The sequence below is a fragment of the Kitasatospora sp. NBC_00458 genome (genome assembly GCF_036013975.1).
Classification (GTDB): domain Bacteria; phylum Actinomycetota; class Actinomycetes; order Streptomycetales; family Streptomycetaceae; genus Kitasatospora.
Genome location: NZ_CP107904.1, coordinates 935,974 through 953,587 on the forward strand (window position 1 = coordinate 935,974; position 17,614 = coordinate 953,587).

Here is a 17,614-nt window from a genome sequence, read left to right on the forward strand (position 1 = left end):
CGACGGCGCAGTGCTCAGTTGACGGCTCAGAATCAAGGGGACTTCCGGTGAAACAGGTTGTGCAGAACTACAAGAGCGGTGAGCTGGCCGTGCTCGACGTGCCGGTGCCGGGGTGCAAGCCCGGCGGGGTGCTGGTCCGCAGCGCCTTCTCGCTGATATCCACCGGGACCGAGCTCATGAAGGTGTCCGAGGCCGGCATGTCGATGGTCGGCAAGGCCCGCTCCCGTCCGGACCAGGTGGCGAAGGTCATGCAGAGCGTGGCCACCAACGGGCTGCCCGCGACCTACCGCAAGGTGATGGGCAAGCTGGACTCCTACACGCCGCTGGGCTACTCGCTGTGCGGGGTGGTCGAGCAGGTCGGCGCCGGGATCGACGACGTGAAGGTCGGCGACCTGGTGGCCTGCGCCGGCAACGAGCACGCGCTGCACGCCGAGCTGAACTGGGTGCCGAAGAACCTGTACACCCCGGTGCCGGACGGCCTCGCGCCCCGGCACGCGGCCTTCGGCACCGTCGGGTCGATCGCCCTGCAGGGCCTGCGGCAGGGCGAGCCGCAGCTCGGCGAGACGGCGCTGGTCGTCGGCCTCGGGCTGATCGGCCAGCTGCTGGTGCAGCTCCTCGCCGCCGCGGGGGTCCGCGTGGTCGGGGCCGACCCCGACCGGGCCCGCTGCGAGCTCGCCGAGCGCCTGGGTGCGGCGGCCGCCGGCGATCCCGGGTCCGCAGCGGTGGAGGCGGCCGTCGCCGAGCTCACCGGCGGCCACGGGGTCGACCAGGTGTACCTGGCCGCCGGCGGCGGCAGCAACCAGCCCGTCGAGCTGGCCGCCCGGCTGAGCCGGGACCGCGGCCGGGTCGTCGACATCGGCAAGTGCCGCCTGGACCTGCCGTGGAACGCGTACTACGAGAAGGAGCTCGACGTCCGGTTCTCCCGCTCGTACGGCCCGGGGCGCTACGACCCGGGGTACGAGCTGGAGGGGCGGGACTACCCGATCGGCTACGTGCGCTGGACCGAGCGCCGCAACCTGGCGTGCTTCCTCGACCTGCTCGCCCGCGGCCGCGTCGACGTCGAGCCGCTGATCTCGCACGTGGCCGACTTCGACGACGCCGTCGAGACGTACCGGCGGCTGAAGGACGGCGAACTGAAGGCCGTGGCCGTGCTGTTCCGCTACCCCGGCCCCGCGGCGGAGGAGAAGGCGCCGGCCCCGGAGGTGGCGGTGCCCGCGGTGCGGCGCGGCGGCGGATCCTCCGCCCCGGTCCGGACCGTGCCGGCCCGGGCCGCCAGGACGCCGGTGCGGCTGGCGTTCGTCGGCGCGGGGAACTACGCGACGTCGATGATCCTGCCGCACCTGTCGCAGCGCGACGGCGTCACGCTGTCCACGGTCGTCACCACGACGGCGCTGTCCGCGGCCAACGCGCAGCGGAAGTTCGGCTTCGCCCAGGCGACCACCGACCTCGACGCGGTGCTGGGCGACGAGTCCGTCGACGCGGTGTTCGTGGTCACCCGGCACAGCTCGCACGCCGAGCTGACCCGCCGGGCGCTGCTCGCCGGCAAGACGGTGTTCGTGGAGAAGCCGCTGGCCCTCACCGAGGACGAGCTGGCCGGCGTGCTCGCGGCGGTGGAGGAGTCCGGCAACGACCGGCTGCAGGTGGGCTTCAACCGCCGGTTCGCGCCGCTGCTGCGGGAGGCCAGGACCAGGTTCGGTGCCCGGACCGGTCCGGCGAGCCTGCGCTACCTGGTCAACGCCGGCCGGCTGCAGCACGGCAGCTGGTACCTCCAGCAGGACTCCGAGGGCTCGCGGTTCGCCGGCGAGGGCGGGCACTTCATCGACACGGCGAGCTGGCTGCTGGACGCCGACCCGGTCTCGGTGTACGCGGTCGCCCCGGCCGGCAACGAGGACCTCCAGGTCGTGCTGCGCTACCCGGACGGCTCCACCGCCTCCCTCAGCTACGTCACCACCGGCGCGTCCGGCTTCCCCAAGGAGACGCTGGACCTCGTCGCGGACGGCAAGGTGCTGAAGCTCGACGACTTCGTCCGCGCCTCGGTGCACTTCGAGAGCACGGCCGGGCGCAGGCGGTGGGCCAGCTCGCGGCTGCCGAAGGCCCGGGACAAGGGCCAGGCCGCCGAACTGGCCGCGTTCGTCGCGGCCGTGCGGACCCGCGGGCCGATGCCGGTACCGCTGGAGTCGCTGGTCGCCACCACCGCGGCCACCCTCGCCGTGCAGTCCGCCCTGTCCGGCGGCGCACCGGTGACGCTGGCGGGGCCGCGATGACCATGGGTGCGGGCTGGTACCTGCGGCGGCTGTCCCGGATGGGACCGCAGGAGGTCGGCGGCCGGGTGGGCGACGCGGTGCGCAGGCGGCGGTGGCGGTCGGCGCCGCCGCACCGTCCGCCGGTGACGGGTGCCCGGTTCACCGCCGTGCTGCCCGCCGGGGCGGTCGCCGCGGTGCCGCCGGACGCCGCCAAGCGCCTCGTCGCCGAGGCGGACCGGCTGCTGGACGGGCACGCCGAGTGGTTCGGGGTGGAGCGGGACGATCTGGTCGACCCCGACTGGTGGCGCGACCCGAAGACCGGGCGGCGGGCGCCGTCCGGCTACGCCTTCGACGTGCCGTACCGGGACGAGGACGCGGTCGGGGACGTCAAGCAGATCTGGGAGCCGTCCCGGCACCAGTACCTGACCGTGCTCGCCGCCGCCTACGCCGTCACCGGGGACGAGCGGTACGCCGAGCGCGTGGCCGGGCACCTGCGGTCCTGGTGGGCGGCCAACCCGCCGCTGCGCGGCGTGCACTGGGTCAGCGGCATCGAGCTGGGCATCCGCCTGCTGTCCTGGGTGTGGGTGCGCCGGCTGCTCGACGGCTGGCCGGGCGCGGCCGGGCTGTTCGAGGACAACCCGGTGGCGCTGGACCAGATCTGGCACCACCAGCGCTGGCTGGCCGCCTTCCCCAGCCGGGGGTCGTCGGCGAACAACCACGTCATCGCCGAGGCCGCCGGGCAGTTCGCCGCGGCCTGCGCGTTCGGGTGGTTCCCCTCCTCGACGCGCTGGCGGTCCGCCGCGCTGCGGTCGCTGGAGCGGCACCTGCGCGCCAACACCTTCCCCTCCGGCCTCAACCGCGAGCTGGCCACCGAGTACCACGGGCTCGTCCTGGAGCTCGGCCTGGCCGCGGTGGCGGAGGCGGACGCCGCGTCCGTGCCGGTCCCCGCGACCGTGCGGCTCGTCCTGCTGCGGATGACCGACGCGCTCGCGGCCGTCGTGGACAACCGCCTGCGGCCCCCGCGCCAGGGGGACGCGGACGACGGGCACGGCCTGGTCCTGGACGGCGCGGGCACCGACCGCTGGGGCTCGCTGCTGGCCACCGGGGACGCCGTGTTCGGCCGGCTCGCCTGGTGGCCGGCGGTGACCGGCACCGATGTGCGCACCCCGCTGCTGGCCGCGCTCGTCCGGCCGTACGGGCGGAACGGGACGGTGACCCGCCCGGCCGAGCGGCCGGCCCACTTCGCCGACGCGGGGATGACCGTGCTGCGCGGCCCGGAGGAGATCTGGTGCCGCTGCGACGGCGGTCCGCACGGGTTCCTGTCGATCGCCGCGCACGCCCACGCGGACGCGCTGTCCGTGGAGGTCCGGCACGACGGGGTCGACGTGCTCGCCGACCCGGGGACGTTCTGCTACCACGGGCAACCCGAGTGGCGGCGGTACTTCCGCTCGACGCTGGGCCACAACACCCTGCAGCTGGACGGCGGTGACCAGTCCGTCTCCGGCGGCCCGTTCCTGTGGACCCGGCACGCCGGCAGCCGCGTCCTGGCCGCGGACGCCTCCGAGGAGGGCGTGGCCCGCTGGGCCGCCGAGCACGACGGCTACCGGCCCTCGGTGCACCGCCGCCGGGTGGAGCTGACCGCCGCGACCCGGGAGCTGCGGATCGTCGACGAGGTGCACGGACCGCGCCGGCCCGTGCGCCTGGCGTTCCACCTCGGCCCGGCGGTCACCGCGGACCTGACGGGGAACCGGGCGGTGCTGACCTGGAGCCGGGGCGGCGAGGACCGCTCCGCGGTGCTCGACCTGCCCGGGCAGCTGTCCTGGTCGGCGCACCGCGGCGAGACCGACCCGCCGCTGGGCTGGTACTCCGCGGGCTTCGGACGCCGGGAACCCGCCACCGTGCTGGTCGGCGACGGCTTCGCCGACGGCACGCAGGGGTTCACCACCGTGCTCGGGTTCCGCGGCTAGGGGGGCGCGTGAGGATCAGGAGACGGCACCGGGGAGCGTCGGCGGCGGCGGCGCTGGCACTCGCCCTGCTGGTGGCGACCGGCTGCACGAGCACGCCGGACGCCCCGGCGGAGGTGACCGCCGCGCCGTCCGGGCCGGCGGCCGTGGCCCGGGTGTGCGGCGCCCCCGCGGCGGGGCCGGCGACGGCCCCGGCGGGCGCGGTGACCGTCGACCCCGCGGTGGTCGACGACCTGGCCGTGAAGACCAGGGACAACCCCCCGCACACCACGTTCTGGCTCCTGCCGGGCACGCACACCCTCGAACCGGACCGCTACGCCCAGGTGATGGCCAAGGAGGGGGACACCTACGTCGGCGCGCCGGGCGCGGTGCTCGACGGCCGGAGGACCAACAACTACGCGTTCAGCGGCACCGCCCCCGGCGTCACCATCCGCCACCTGACCGTGCAGGGCTTCGTCGCGCCGCACGACGAGGGCGTGGTCAACCACGACATGGCCGACGGCTGGGTGATCGAGCACGCGACCATCCAGGAGAACTCCGGCGCCGGGCTGATGGCCGGTGCCCGCCAGCAGGTCCGCGCCAGCTGCCTGCGCAACAACGGGCAGTACGGGATGAACGCCTACAAGACCGGCGACACCATCAAGGGGCTGCTGGTCGAGGGCAACGAGATCGTGGGCAACAACACCGACGACTGGGAGCGGCGGCAGCCGGGCTGCGGCTGCACCGGGGGGATCAAGTTCTGGGCCGTCGACGGCGCCGACGTCCGCGGCAACTGGGTGCACGACAACCGCGGCGCCGGGCTGTGGGCGGACAACAACAACAACGACTTCCTCGTCGAGGACAACCTGCTGGAGTCCAACGACGGCACCGCGCTGATGTACGAGACCAGCTACAACGCCGTCATCAGGAACAACACGATCCGGCGCAACAACTGGGTCGAGGGCCGCCGGCACGCGGCCGCCGGCGACGACTTCCCGTACGCGGCGGTCTACGTGTCGGAGGCCGGCGGCGAACCGCGGGTGCCGGCCCGCACGGACCGGATCGAGGTCTACCGCAACGTCCTGGAGGACAACTGGTCCGGGATCACCCTGTGGGAGAACGCCGACCGGTTCTGCAACAGCCCGGCCAACACCTCCACCGGCTACTGCACGCTGCTGGTGAAGGACACCCGGAGCTGCGCGAAACCGGCGATCGACACCGCACCGCTCTACGCCGACTGCCGGTGGAAGACCCAGCGGGTGGACGTCCACGACAACCGCTTCTCCCTCGACACGTCCGTCGTCAAGTGCACGGTGGAGTGCGCCCGGATGGCGGTGCTCTCCAACTACGGCACCTATCCGGACTGGTCGCCGTACAAGGGCAAGCGGGTCTCCCAGGCCATCACCCTCGAACAGGACAACCGCTGGCACGACAACACCTACCTCGGACCGTGGAGCTTCGTCATCGACGACCCGGACCGGAGGCTCGACGCCGCGAAGTGGCAGGGCGAGCCGTACCGGCAGGACGCGGGCAGCACCTTCGCCCCGCAGGCCGGTGGTTGAGGTGGGCGGGGAACCGGTGCGCGGCGCGGCCGCGGGCGGCGGACCGGCGGGCGGGCCGGGCACGGCGCTCCCCCGGCCCGCCGCCGGACGGCGGACCGGCGGCACGCCGAAGGCCGTCTGGGTCGTCTGGGCGCTCCTGGGCCTCAACACGCTCGGCTCCGCCGGGGCGAAGACCATCGTCAGGCTGCCCCGCTCCCTCATCCAGATGGCCACCATGGGCGCGCTGGTCTCCGCGTTCGCGCTGGCGCTCGCCCTCAACCTCAGGCTGCGCATCCGCGCCGGCGCCTTCCTGTTCCTGCTCAGCCTGCTGCTGGTGCCGAGCATCATCTCCAGCCTGCACCTGGAGGTCGGCGTCGGCGCGCTGTTCCGCTGCGCCCGGCTCACCATCTTCATCGCCACGCTGTGGCTGCTCAGCCGCTGGTGGAACGGCAGCCTGATGCTCGTCCGCACCCACATCCGGATGTACTTCGGGGTGCTCGTGTCGGTGGCCGCCGGCCTGGTCATCTCCCCGGGCACCGCCATGCCCGAGTACTACGGCGGGCGCCTGGTCGGCGCGCTGTGGCCGCTCACCCCGCCGCAGATCGGCCAGTACTCCGCGGTGATCATCGGACTCACCGTGCTGCTCCTGCTGGACCGCCGGACCACCGGGACCAGTGCGGCGGTGGTCATCGTGCCGACGCTCGTGCTGCTCGCGATGACCCACACCCGGACGGCCACCGTCGGCCTGCTCATCGGGCTGGCGCTGGCGATCGGCTCGCTCGTCCTGACCAGCGCCGCCGCCCGCCGGTTCTTCGCCTGGGCGGTGGTCACCTCCACGGTGGCCGCGGTGGCGTTCTCCTCCGCCCTGCAGGCGTGGTTCATGCGCGGACAGAGCAAGGAGAACTTCTCCAACCTCACCGGCCGGGCCAAGGTCTGGGACGCCCTGCTGACGGCGCCCCGGACGCTCCCCGAGCGGGTGTTCGGCACCGGCCTGGGCGACAAGTCGTTCGGCGGGCTGCCCATCGACAACAGCTGGCTGGCCGTCTACAACGAGCAGGGCCAGCTCGGCATCGTCCTCGTGGCGGCGATCCTCCTCTCGCTGGGCGGGATCGCGCTGCTGCGCCCGCCCTCGCTGCCGAGGGCCTGCGCGATCTTCCTGATCAGCTACGTCGCGATCTCCTCGTACACCGAGGCCGGACTCGGCGACGCCTCGCCCTACCTGCTCCACCTGGCCCTGGCCGCGTCGCTGCTCGCGGCACCCGCCCCGGCACCCGCCGCGGCCATCCCCTCGACGGCGCCCGCGGGACCGCGGCGTCGCATCCCGCGCTGGGACCGGAACCGGGAGGTGACCTGACCATGCACGTCCTCGTGGTGCACAACCGCTACTCCTCGGCGCAGCCGAGCGGCGAGAACAGGGTCGTCGACGAGGAGGTGGGGCTGCTGCGCGCGGCCGGCCACCGGGTCGACGTGTTCGAGCGGCGCAGCGACGAGATCGCCGGCCGCTCGCTGCTCGGCAAGGTCGCGGTGCCGCTCCTGGTGCCGTGGAACCCGGCGGTCCGCACGGAGCTCGCCGACCGGCTCCGCGCCGAGCCGCCGGACGTGGTGCACGTCCACAACGTCTTCCCGCTGCTGTCGCCGGCGGTGATCGCCGCCTGCGCCGACGCGGGCGTGCCGGTCGTCGCCACGCTGCACAACTACACCCAGGTCTGCCCGCCCGGCACGCTGCACCGGGACGGCGGGGAGTGCACCGAGTGCGTCGGCACGGTGGCGTCGCTGCCCGCCGTCCGGCACGGCTGCTACCGGAACTCGCGGCTCGCGACGGTGCCGCTCGCGGTCAGCCTGGCGGTCAACCGGCGGCGGTGGTGGTCCGGGGTGGAGCGGTTCCTCTGCATCTCCGCGGCGCAGCGCGACATCCTGGTGCGGTCCGGCATGCCGGCCGAACGGCTGGTGGTGAAGCACAACTTCGTGCCCGACCCCGGGGTCCGCCGGGCGGACACCGGCGAGCACCTGCTGTTCCTCGGCCGGCTCACCGAGTCCAAGGGCGTGCGGCTGCTGATGGCGGCGTGGGACGCGCTGGCCGCGGAGGGCGGCGTCGGCGTCCCGCTCGTGCTCGCCGGGGCGGGGCCGCTGGAACCCGAGGTGACCGCCTGGGCGGCGGGCCGGGACGACGTGCGCTACGCCGGCCTGTACGACCCGGAGCAGTGTCGGCGGGCCGTCTCGCGGTCGGTCGCCGTGGTGGCTCCCTCGCTGTCCATGGAGACGTTCGGCCTGGTGGTCGCGGAGGCGATGGCGGCGGGGGTCCCGGCCGTCGCCGCCGGTCACGGCGCCTTCGTGGAGCTGGTGCAGGACGGGGTGACCGGGCTGTTGCACCGGCCGGGCGACGCGGCCTCGCTCGCGTCCTGCCTGCGCCGGATCACGGCCGACCCGGCCGGCAACCGGGAGATGGGCCGGACGGCCCGGACCCGGTACGACCGGGCCTTCAGTCCGGCGGTCGGGCTGGAGCGCCTGGTGGAGGAGTACCGCACCGCGATCGCGGGGCGGTCCGGCGGCGCGGACGGCGCGCCGCCGACGGGAACGACGAACGCTGGCTCGCGGCGGGACGCCCGCGCGAGCAGGAAATGGGGGCAGTAGATGACACGATGCCGACTCTGCGGCTCGACGGCGCTGGGGAGCGTCGTCGACCTGGGGGCGACCCCGCCGTGCGAGAGCTTCCTCGCCGCGGACGAGCTGGACCGGCCGGAACCGACGTACCCGCTGCACCTGCGGGTCTGCACCGACTGCTGGCTCGCCCAGATCCCCCCGCTGATCACGCCGGAGGAGACGTTCACGCAGTACGCGTACTTCTCCTCGTACTCGACCTCCTGGGTGGAGCACGCGCGCACCTTCGTCGACGGGGCGGTGCCGCGGCTGGGCCTCGGCCCGGACTCGTTCGTGGTCGAGGTCGCCAGCAACGACGGGTACCTGCTGAAGCACGTGGTGGACCGGGGCATCCGCTGCCTCGGCGTCGAGCCGTCGGTGAACGTCGGTGCCGCGGCGCGGGAGGCGGGCGTTCCCACGCTCACGGAGTTCCTGGACCCGGCCACCGGCGCGGCCGTCCGCGCCGAGCACGGCCCGGCGGACCTGGTCGTGGCCAACAACGTGTACGCGCACATCCCCGACGTGGTCGGGTTCACCCGGGGGCTGCGCGCCCTGGTCGCGGACGACGGCTGGGTCTCCATCGAGGTGCAGCACCTGCTGACCCTGATCGAGGAGAACCAGTACGACACGATCTACCACGAGCACTTCCAGTACTACACGGTCGCGTCCGCGGCCCGGGCGCTGGAGAGCGGCGGACTCACGCTGGTGGACGTCGAGCTGCTGCCCACGCACGGCGGTTCCATCCGGCTGTGGGCCCGGCCGGCCGCGGTGGCCGGCGAGCCGACCGGGCGGGTGGCCGACGTGCTGGCCCGGGAGAAGGCCGCCGGGCTGCAGGAGCTGTCCGGGTACACCGAGTTCTCGGCCCGGGTGGCGAAGGTGCGCCGGGACCTCCTGCGCTTCCTCGTCGAGGCGGCCGAGCGCGGCGAGACGGTCGTCGGCTACGGCGCCCCGGGCAAGGGCAACACCCTGCTCAACCACTGCGGCGTCCGGCCCGACCTGCTCCCGTACACGGTCGACCGGAACCCCTACAAGCACGGCAGGTTCACCCCGGGCACCCGGATCCCGATCCTGCCGCCGGAGCAGATCGCCACCGACCGGCCGGACTACGTCCTGGTCCTGCCGTGGAACCTGCGCGACGAGCTGGTCGAGCAGCTGTCCTACGTGCACGCCTGGGGCGGCCGGCTGGTCTTCCCCATCCCGGAACTCAGCATCGTCGAGGTGAAGCCGTGAAGGTCGTCCTGTTCTGCGGCGGTTACGGGCTGCGGATGCGCAGCGGAACCTCCGACGACGTGCCCAAGCCGATGGCGATGGTCGGCCCGCGGCCGCTCATCTGGCACGTGATGCGCTACTACGCGTACTTCGGGCACACCGAGTTCATCCTGTGCCTCGGGTACGGGGCCCACCACATCAAGGACTTCTTCCTCAACTACGAGGAGACGACGTCCAACGACTTCGTGCTGCGGGGCGGGCGGACCGAGCTGCTGTCCACCGACATCGCCTCCTGGACGATCACGTTCGCCCAGACCGGCATCGAGTCGCCGATCGGCGAGCGGCTGCGCCGGGTGCGGCACCACCTGGACGGCGACGAGATGTTCCTCGCCAACTACGCCGACGTGCTCACCGACGCCCCGCTGCCGGAGATGATCGACGCGTTCGCCCGGCGCGACGCCGGTGCGTCGATGATGGTGGTGCCGCCGCAGTCCTCGTTCCACTGCGTGGAGCTGGGCGAGGACGGCCTGGTGGGGGGCATCACCGCGGTGAGCGAACTGCCGCTGTGGGAGAACGGCGGCTACTTCGTGCTCCGCCAGGAGGTCTTCGACCACATCCCGGAGAACGGGGACCTGGTCGCCGACGGCTGCACCCAACTGGCCAAGCGCGGAAGGCTGGTGGCCCACCAGCACCGCGGCTTCTGGAAGCCGACCGACACCGTGAAGGAGCGGGCCGCGCTCGACCTCGCCTACACCCGGGGCGACCGCCCGTGGGCCGTGTGGGAGCGGGGCGCCGCGGCGGCGGGTGCGGCCGGCGGGACCGGCGCCGGGCCGGTGACCGCGTGATCCGGCTGGGCGCCGGGCGTCCGGACCGGGTCGTCGCGCTGGGGGCGCACTGCGACGACATCGCGATCGGCGCCGGCGGCACGCTGCTGACGATGTGCCGCGCGCGGCCGGGCCTGCGGGTCGACGCGCTGGTGCTCTCCGGCGGCGGCGGCGAGCGGGAGCAGGAGGAGCGGGACGCGCTCGCCGCCTTCTGCCCGGACGCCGACCTGCGCCTGACCGTGCTCAAGCTGCCGGACGGCAGGCTGCCCGCGCACTGGGACGAGGCCAAGGCCTCGGTCGAGGAGCTGCGCGGGCGGACCGAGCCGCAGCTGGTCCTCGCGCCGCGCACCGAGGACGCGCACCAGGACCACCGCGGACTGGCGCAGCTGGTGACCACCGCGTTCCGCGACCACCTGGTGCTCGGCTACGAGATCGTCAAGTGGGACGGCGACCTGGGCCGTCCGACGGCGTACCAGCCGCTGTCCCCGGAGGTCGCCGAGGAGAAGGTGCGGCTGCTGCAGGAGCACTACCCCTCGCAGCGGCACCGGCCCTGGTACGACCGGGAGGCCTTCCTCGGGCTGGCCCGGATCCGCGGCATCGAATGCCACGCGCGCTACGCCGAGGCGTTCGCCGTCGCCAAACTCGTTCTCGATCTGGAGGGATGAACCTTGCGCGTACTGCTGACCGGTCACCAGGGCTACCTCGGCACCGTGATGGCCCCGGTCCTCGCGGCGGCCGGGCACGAGGTCGTGGGGCTGGACGCCGGCCTGTTCGCGGACTGCGTCCTGGGCCCGGTGCCCGCGGACCCGCCGGGGCACCGGGTGGACCTGCGCGACGTCACGGCCGAGCACGTGGCCGGGGTGGACGCCGTGATCCACCTGGCCGCGCTGTCCAACGACCCGCTGGGCTCGCTGGCGCCGGACCTCACCTACGACATCAACCACCACGCCTCCGTGCGGCTGGCCCGGCTGGCCCGGGACGCCGGGGTGCGGCGCTTCCTGTACGCGTCGACCTGCTCGGTCTACGGTGCCGCCGGCGGCGACGACCTGGTGACCGAGGACGCCCCGCTGCGCCCGGTGACGCCGTACGCGGAGTCCAAGGTGCGGGTGGAGGACGACCTGCACGCCCTGGCCGACGACGACTTCACCCCGGTGTACCTGCGCAACGCCACCGCCTTCGGCTTCTCGCCGCGGCTGCGCGCCGACATCGTGCTGAACAACCTGGTGGGCCACGCGCTCCTGTCCGGCGAGGTGCTGGTGCTCTCCGACGGCACGCCCTGGCGGCCGCTGGTGCACGCCGCCGACATCGCGCGGGCCTTCGCGGCCGCGCTGGCCGCGCCGCGGGAGGCGGTGCACGACCGGGCGTTCAACATCGGCAGCGAGGCCAACAACGTCACCGTCGCCGAGATCGCCGGGCAGGTCGCCGAGGCGGTGTCCGGCGCGAAGGTGGTGATCACCGGGGAGAACGGTGCCGACCCGCGGTCCTACCGGGTGGACTTCTCCCGGTTCCGCGCCGCGCTGCCCGGCTTCGACTGCGAGTGGACGGTGAAGCGGGGCGCGATCGAACTCGCCGACGCCTACCGGGAGTTCGGGCTGACCCGGGAGGCCTTCGAACAGCGCTTCACCCGGCTGGCCGTGCTGCGCGCGGCGTCCGGGGCCGGCACCGTCGACGACACCCTGCGGTGGCGCCGATGACCGCGGTGGGCGACCGGATGCACGCCCTGGTGGAGCGGCTGTACCCGATCTGCCGGAGCATCACCGGCGACGGCGTGCGCGCCACCCTGGACATCGTCGGCGAGCACCTCCCGCTGCGCGTGCACGAGGTGCCGACCGGGACGCGGGTGCTCGACTGGACGGTGCCGCAGGAGTGGAACATCCGGGACGCGTACATCGCCGACGGCACCGGCCGGCGGGTCGTCGACTTCGCCGCGTCCAGCCTGCACGTGCTCGGCTACAGCGTCCCGGTGGCGGCGACCATGCCGCTGTCCGAGCTGCGCGGACACCTGCACACCCTGCCCGAGCACCCGTCCTGGGTGCCGTACCGCACCAGCTACTACAAGCCCGAGTGGGGGTTCTGCCTGGCCCAGGAGACCCTGGACGCGATGCCGGACGGCGAGTACGAGGTGCGGATCGACTCCACGCTCGCGGACGGCCACCTCACCTACGCCGAGCACGTCGTCCCCGGGCAGGTCGCCGACGAGGTGATCGTCTCCTGCCACGTCTGCCACCCGGCGCTCGCCAACGACAACATGGCGGGCGTCGCGGTGGCGGTCTTCCTGGCGCAGGAGCTGGCGGAGCGGACCCCGTACTACACCTACCGGTTCATCTTCGCGCCGGGCACCATCGGGGCGATCACCTGGCTGGCCCGCAATGCGGAGCGGGTGGGCGGCACGGCCCCCGGTCAGGCGGAGCCGGGCACCGGGGGAAGGGTCGAGCACGGGCTGGTGCTGGCCTGCGCCGGCGACCGCGGCCGGCTGACGTACAAGCAGAGCAGGCGCGGCGACGCGGAGATCGACCGGGTGCTGCGGCACGTCCTGCGCGAGAGCGGGCGACCGCACCAGGTCACCGAGTTCACGCCGTACGGCTACGACGAGCGGCAGTACTGCTCGCCCGGCTTCGACCTCGGCGTCGGATCGCTCAGCCGGACCCCGTACGCCGGGTACCCCGAGTACCACACCTCGGCGGACAACCCGGACTTCGTCTCCCCGGAGGCGCTGGCGGACACCCTCGCGGTCTGCCGGGAGGCGTTCGCCGTCCTCGACCGCAACCGGCGGTACCTCAACCTCAGCCCGTACGGCGAACCGCACCTGGGCCGGCGCGGATTGTACGACTCGCTCGGCGGCCGCAGCGACGCCAAGCAGGCGCAGCTGGCCATGCTCTGGGTGCTCAGCCTCTCCGACGGCGGGCACAGCCTGCTGGACGTCGCCGAGCGGTCCGGGCTGCCGTTCGACACCGTCGCCGCCGCGGCCGACGCCCTGCACGGCGCCGGGCTGATCAAGGCATGACGCGGATGGGCACCGAGGAGGAGCGGAGGACGGAACCGGCGGGCCCGCCCGGGCGGGCCCGCCGGACCTCCGGCCGGAGCGTCGCCGGCCGGCTGTCCTGGGGACTGGCCGACCAGGCGGTCTCCAGCATGACCAACTTCGCGGTGGGCGTCTTCGTGGCCCGCTCGCTGGGGGTGACCGCGTTCGGCGTGTTCAGCCTGGCCTGGCTGACCTACGGCCTGGTGCTCAACGTCGCCCGCGGGCTCGCCACGGACCCGCTGATGGTGCGGTTCAGCGGCGTGCCGGAGGCGGTCTGGCGCGCCGCGGCGGCCCGGTCGTCGGGGACCGCGCTCGTCATCGGCTCCTCCCTCGGCGCCGTCTGCTCGCTCATCGGGCTCGGCCTCGGCGGCCGGATCGGGCCCGCGTTCGTCTGCCTCGGCGCCGCCCTGCCGGCGCTGCTGCTCCAGGACTCCCGGCGGTTCGCGTTCTTCGCCGCCGGAGCCGGGCGGAAGGCGTTCACCAACGACCTCGTGCAGGGCGTCGCGCTCGTCCCGGCCATGGTCGTGGCGTCCCGGGTCAACACCGTGGCCGCCTTCCTGCTGGCCTGGGGCGCCGCCGCCGCGGTGGCCGCCGGGTACGGCTTCCTGCAGTCGGGCATCCGGCCCCGGGTGACCGCGGCCCGCGGGTGGCTCCGCGAGCAGCGCGACCTCGGCACCCGGTACCTGGCCGAGAACGTCAGCCTCAGCGCCGCCGGCCAGCTCCGGGCGTACGGGCTGGGCGCGATCGTCGGGGTCGGTGCGGTGGGGACGGTCCGGGGCGCCGAGCTCCTGCTCGGCCCCTTCCTCGCCCTGCTGATGGGACTGTCCCTGGTCACCGTCGCGGAGGCGGCCCGGGTGCTGCGGCAGGCACCGGACCGGCTCGGCGGGTTCTGCCTCCGGCTGGGCGGCGGGCAGGCCGCCGCCGCGCTGCTGTGGGGCTCCGCGCTGCTGCTGATGCCGGACCGGATCGGCGAGCTCGTCCTCGGCGACGTCTGGCACTCGTCCTCGGAGCTCATCGTGCCGGCCACCCTCGGCGTCGCCGGGGCCGGGCTCGGCAGCGGCGCGGCGGCCGGCCTGCGCGCACTCGCCGCGGCCCGGCGCAGCCTGCGCTGCCAACTGTTCGCCTCCGCCTGCTACCTCGGCGGCGGGCTCGGCGGAGCCGCCCTGGCCGGCACGGCCGGCTCCGCCTGGGGCGTCGCCACCGCGACCGCCTGCGGCTCGGCCGTGTGGTGGTGGCAGCTGAGGGCCGCCCTGCGCGAGCACCACCGAACTCCCGTCCCCCGTGTGGAGGACGGCATCCCCGAAGTGAGGACTCCATGACCGCCGTACCCCGGTTGAGCATCGGGCTGCCCGTCTACAACGGTGAGGAGTACCTCGCCGAGTCGCTCGACGCCCTGCTCGGCCAGACCTACGAGGACTTCGAGCTGGTCATCTCCGACAACGCCTCGACCGACGCGACGCAGGACATCTGCCGCCGCTACGCCGCGCGGGACACGCGCATCCGCTACCTCCGGCTGCCCCGGAACATCGGCGCCTCGCCGAACCACAACCACGTGTTCACCGAGTGCCGCGGCGAGCTGTTCAAGTGGGCCTCGCACGACGACCTGTACGCCCGGGACCTGCTGCTGCGCTGCGTGGAGGCGCTGGACGAGCGGCCGGACGTGATCCTCGCGCACGCCGACCAGGCGGTCATCGACGGCGAGGGCCGGGTGAAGGTCCCCTACGACTACGGGCTCGCCACCGGCTCCCCGCACGCGCCGGAGCGGTTCCGCAGCATGCTGTTCGAACCCGGCGGCGACGACTTCTACGGGGTGATCCGGGCCGACGTGCTGCGCCGGGTCAAGCCGCTCGACAGCTACCACCACGCGGACCGCACCTTCGTCGCCGAGATCGGCCTGCGCGGGCGCTTCCACCAGGTGCCGGAGCTGCTGTACTTCCGCCGCGACCACCCCACCCGCGCCGAGCGGGCGAACCCCTCCAAGCGCTCCCGGTGCGTCAACCTGGACCCGCGCCGGGCCGGGCCGCTGCACCCGACGCCCCGGCTGCTCGCCGAGTACGTCTGGGGCTTCGTCGCGACGATCCAGCGGGTGCCGCTGTCCCCCGCCGACCGGCGCGCGTGCTACGGCCACCTCGCCGCCTGGGCGGCCAGCCGGGCCCGGCCGGGCGCCGGCGAGCGGGTCGAGGACCGCTCCCCGGTCGACCCGGACCGGCTCTCCGTCTCCGTGGACGCCCTGGTCGCCGGGCGCGAGGGGAGGCGGGCATGACGGCCACCGGGAGAACCCCGGTGCGGGTCGGGGTGTTCGGCCTGCTCGGCTCCGGCAACCTCGGCAACGACGGCTCGCTCGAAGCCCTGCTCGGCTACCTCCGCACCGAGCACCCGGACGCGGTCGTCGACGCGCTGTGCGGCGGGCCCGAGGCCGTCACGAGCCGGTACGGGATCCCCGCGACCCGGCTGCACTGGTACCGCGGCGAGTACCGGACCGCGTCGCGGGCGGGCTCGATCGCGGCGAAGGGCCTCGGCAAGCTCGTCGACGCCGTCCGCACCGCCGCCTGGGTGCGCCGGCACGACGTGGTGATCGTGCCGGGGATGGGCGTCCTGGAGGCCACCCTGCCGCTGCGGCCGTGGGGCTTCCCGTACGCGCTGTTCCTGCTCTGCGCGAGCGGCCGGCTGCTGGGCACCCGGGTCGCGCTGGTCAGCGTCGGCGCGGCCTGGATCCGCAGCCGGCCGACCCGGGCCCTGGTGCGCTGGTCGGCGCGGCTGGCCGCCTACCGGTCGTACCGGGACGCGCCGTCCCGCGAGGCGATGCGGGCGATGGGCGTGGACACCCGGCGGGACGAGGTCTACCCGGACCTCGCCTTCTCCCTGCCGGCGCCGACGCCGGCGCCGGACGCGCCCGACGGCCCGGCGGGCCCGGTCTGCGTCGGCGTCATGGCCTTCCACGGCGGGAACGACGACCGCGCCCGGGCGGAGGAGATCCACCGGCGCTACCTCGACGGGACGACCCGCTTCGTCCGCGCGCTGGTCGAGGACGGCAGACGGGTCCGGCTGCTGATGGGCGACGACGTCGACAGACCGGTGGTCGCCGCGATCCTCGACGCGGTGGACTCGCCGCTGCTCACCGCCGCCTCGCCGGCCTCGCTGGCCGACCTGATGCGGGAGACGGCCGCCGCCGACACGGTGGTGGCGACCCGGTACCACAACCTGATCTGCGCGCTGAAGGCCGGCACCCCGACGCTCGCCCTGAGCTACGCGGCGAAGAGCGAGGCGCTGATGGCCCGGATGGGGCTGGGCGAGTACTGCCACCCGGCCCGCGAGGTCGACGCCGACCGGCTGATCGAGCAGTTCCGGGCGCTGGAGAAGCAGTCGCCGGAGCTGCGGCGGACCCTCGCCGAGCGGAACCTGGCCGCCCGCCGGGAGCTGGAAGGGCAGTTCAGCTCGTTGACGGCGGCCGTCTTCCCGGCGGCCGGCCGCGGCCGCGGCCGTTCCGGTGCCCAGGACCGGGGACAGGGCCGTGACCGGGACGGGGACCGGGAACAGGACCGGGACCGCGGCCGGAACCACGGCCACCCGCAGAACCGTGCCCACGCACACGACCACACCCACGACCACGCCCCACGGGAGGCTCCATGAAGGTGACCGAAGTCCCGGCGATCGCCGGCGCGTACCTGTTCGAACCGACGCCGTACGCCGACGAGCGCGGCTTCTTCTGCCGCACGTTCGACGCCGAGGTGGTCCGCTCGGTCGGCCTCGACCCGGACGCCTTCGTCCAGCACAGCGTGTCCCGCTCGGTCCGCGGCGTGCTGCGCGGCCTGCACCTGCGCTCCGGCGCCGGCGAGGCCAAGCTGGTGCGCTGCTCGTACGGGAAGGTCTTCGACGTCGTCGTGGACCTGCGGCCGGACTCGCCGACCTACCGCAACCGGGCCTTCTTCGAGCTGAGCGGCGAGACGCAGGTGAGCGTGTACATCCCGGCGGGCTGCGCGCACGGGTTCCAGGCGCTGACCGACACCGCCGACGTCTCGTACCGGATCGACCGCCCGCACGACCCGGCCGAGGACGTGACGATCGCCTTCGACGACCCCGAACTCGCCGTCCCCTGGCCGCTGCCGGCCGTGTCGGTGTCCGAGCGGGACCGGAAGGCGCCGAGCCTCGCCGAGGTCCTCCGGCACGAGGGGCGGCCGGCGTGAACACCCAGGAC

14 protein-coding genes are annotated in these 17,614 nt (G+C 74.2%); all 14 read left to right on the plus strand.

Translation table 11 applies throughout. The features are described 5' to 3' along the window. Positions 1-47: 47 nt before the first annotated feature. The 14 genes from OG550_RS03410 to rfbC are packed head-to-tail and all read left to right on the plus strand — an operon-like array spanning position 48 to position 17,603. On the plus strand, positions 48-2,264 hold the full coding sequence (locus tag OG550_RS03410; RefSeq protein ID WP_327674336.1) for a bi-domain-containing oxidoreductase: 2,217 nt from the start codon (positions 48-50) through the stop codon (positions 2,262-2,264). Beyond that, positions 2,261-4,210: an alginate lyase family protein gene (locus OG550_RS03415; protein WP_327674338.1), complete on the plus strand. Its 1,950-nt coding sequence runs from the start codon at positions 2,261-2,263 to the stop codon at positions 4,208-4,210. The genes OG550_RS03410 and OG550_RS03415 overlap by 4 nt, the downstream gene beginning before the upstream one ends. 14 nt (positions 4,211-4,224) lie before the next feature. Then, positions 4,225-5,748, plus strand: coding sequence for a right-handed parallel beta-helix repeat-containing protein (locus OG550_RS03420; protein WP_327683671.1), 1,524 nt, complete (start codon positions 4,225-4,227; stop codon positions 5,746-5,748). After that, positions 5,741-7,081 (plus strand): O-antigen ligase domain-containing protein, encoded by a 1,341-nt coding sequence (locus tag OG550_RS03425; protein WP_442905920.1) that lies wholly within the window; start codon positions 5,741-5,743, stop codon positions 7,079-7,081. Before OG550_RS03420 ends, OG550_RS03425 begins: the two co-directional genes overlap by 8 nt. 2 nt (positions 7,082-7,083) lie before the next feature. Beyond that, positions 7,084-8,358 carry a glycosyltransferase gene (locus tag OG550_RS03430; protein WP_327674340.1) on the plus strand — a complete coding sequence of 425 codons (1,275 nt, stop codon included), beginning with the start codon at positions 7,084-7,086 and terminating at the stop codon, positions 8,356-8,358. Further along, a complete protein-coding gene (locus tag OG550_RS03435; protein ID WP_327674342.1) occupies positions 8,359-9,594 on the plus strand; it encodes a class I SAM-dependent methyltransferase in 1,236 nt (411 codons plus the stop codon). Further along, on the plus strand, positions 9,591-10,418 hold the full coding sequence (locus OG550_RS03440; protein WP_327674344.1) for a glucose-1-phosphate cytidylyltransferase: 828 nt from the start codon (positions 9,591-9,593) through the stop codon (positions 10,416-10,418). The genes OG550_RS03435 and OG550_RS03440 overlap by 4 nt, the downstream gene beginning before the upstream one ends. After that, on the plus strand, positions 10,415-11,062 hold the full coding sequence (locus OG550_RS03445) for a PIG-L deacetylase family protein (protein WP_327674346.1): 648 nt from the start codon (positions 10,415-10,417) through the stop codon (positions 11,060-11,062). The genes OG550_RS03440 and OG550_RS03445 overlap by 4 nt, the downstream gene beginning before the upstream one ends. A gap of 3 nt (positions 11,063-11,065) precedes the next feature. Beyond that, complete coding sequence (locus OG550_RS03450; protein WP_327674348.1) at positions 11,066-12,091, plus strand: NAD-dependent epimerase/dehydratase family protein; 1,026 nt, start codon at positions 11,066-11,068, stop codon at positions 12,089-12,091. Continuing rightward, positions 12,088-13,401: a DUF4910 domain-containing protein gene (locus OG550_RS03455; protein ID WP_327674351.1), complete on the plus strand. Its 1,314-nt coding sequence runs from the start codon at positions 12,088-12,090 to the stop codon at positions 13,399-13,401. Before OG550_RS03450 ends, OG550_RS03455 begins: the two co-directional genes overlap by 4 nt. Positions 13,402-13,406: 5 nt before the next feature. Then, entirely contained in the window at positions 13,407-14,738 is a 1,332-nt protein-coding gene (locus tag OG550_RS03460; protein WP_327683675.1) for a hypothetical protein, read from the plus strand. After that, positions 14,735-15,682, plus strand: a complete 948-nt coding sequence (locus OG550_RS03465; RefSeq protein ID WP_327674353.1) for a glycosyltransferase family 2 protein — start codon at positions 14,735-14,737, stop codon at positions 15,680-15,682. The genes OG550_RS03460 and OG550_RS03465 overlap by 4 nt, the downstream gene beginning before the upstream one ends. Further along, positions 15,679-17,049: a polysaccharide pyruvyl transferase family protein gene (locus OG550_RS03470; RefSeq protein WP_327674355.1), complete on the plus strand. Its 1,371-nt coding sequence runs from the start codon at positions 15,679-15,681 to the stop codon at positions 17,047-17,049. The genes OG550_RS03465 and OG550_RS03470 overlap by 4 nt, the downstream gene beginning before the upstream one ends. Next, positions 17,046-17,603, plus strand: coding sequence for a dTDP-4-dehydrorhamnose 3,5-epimerase (gene rfbC, locus OG550_RS03475; protein ID WP_327674357.1), 558 nt, complete (start codon positions 17,046-17,048; stop codon positions 17,601-17,603). Before OG550_RS03470 ends, rfbC begins: the two co-directional genes overlap by 4 nt. The last annotated feature ends 11 nt before the right edge of the window (positions 17,604-17,614 follow it).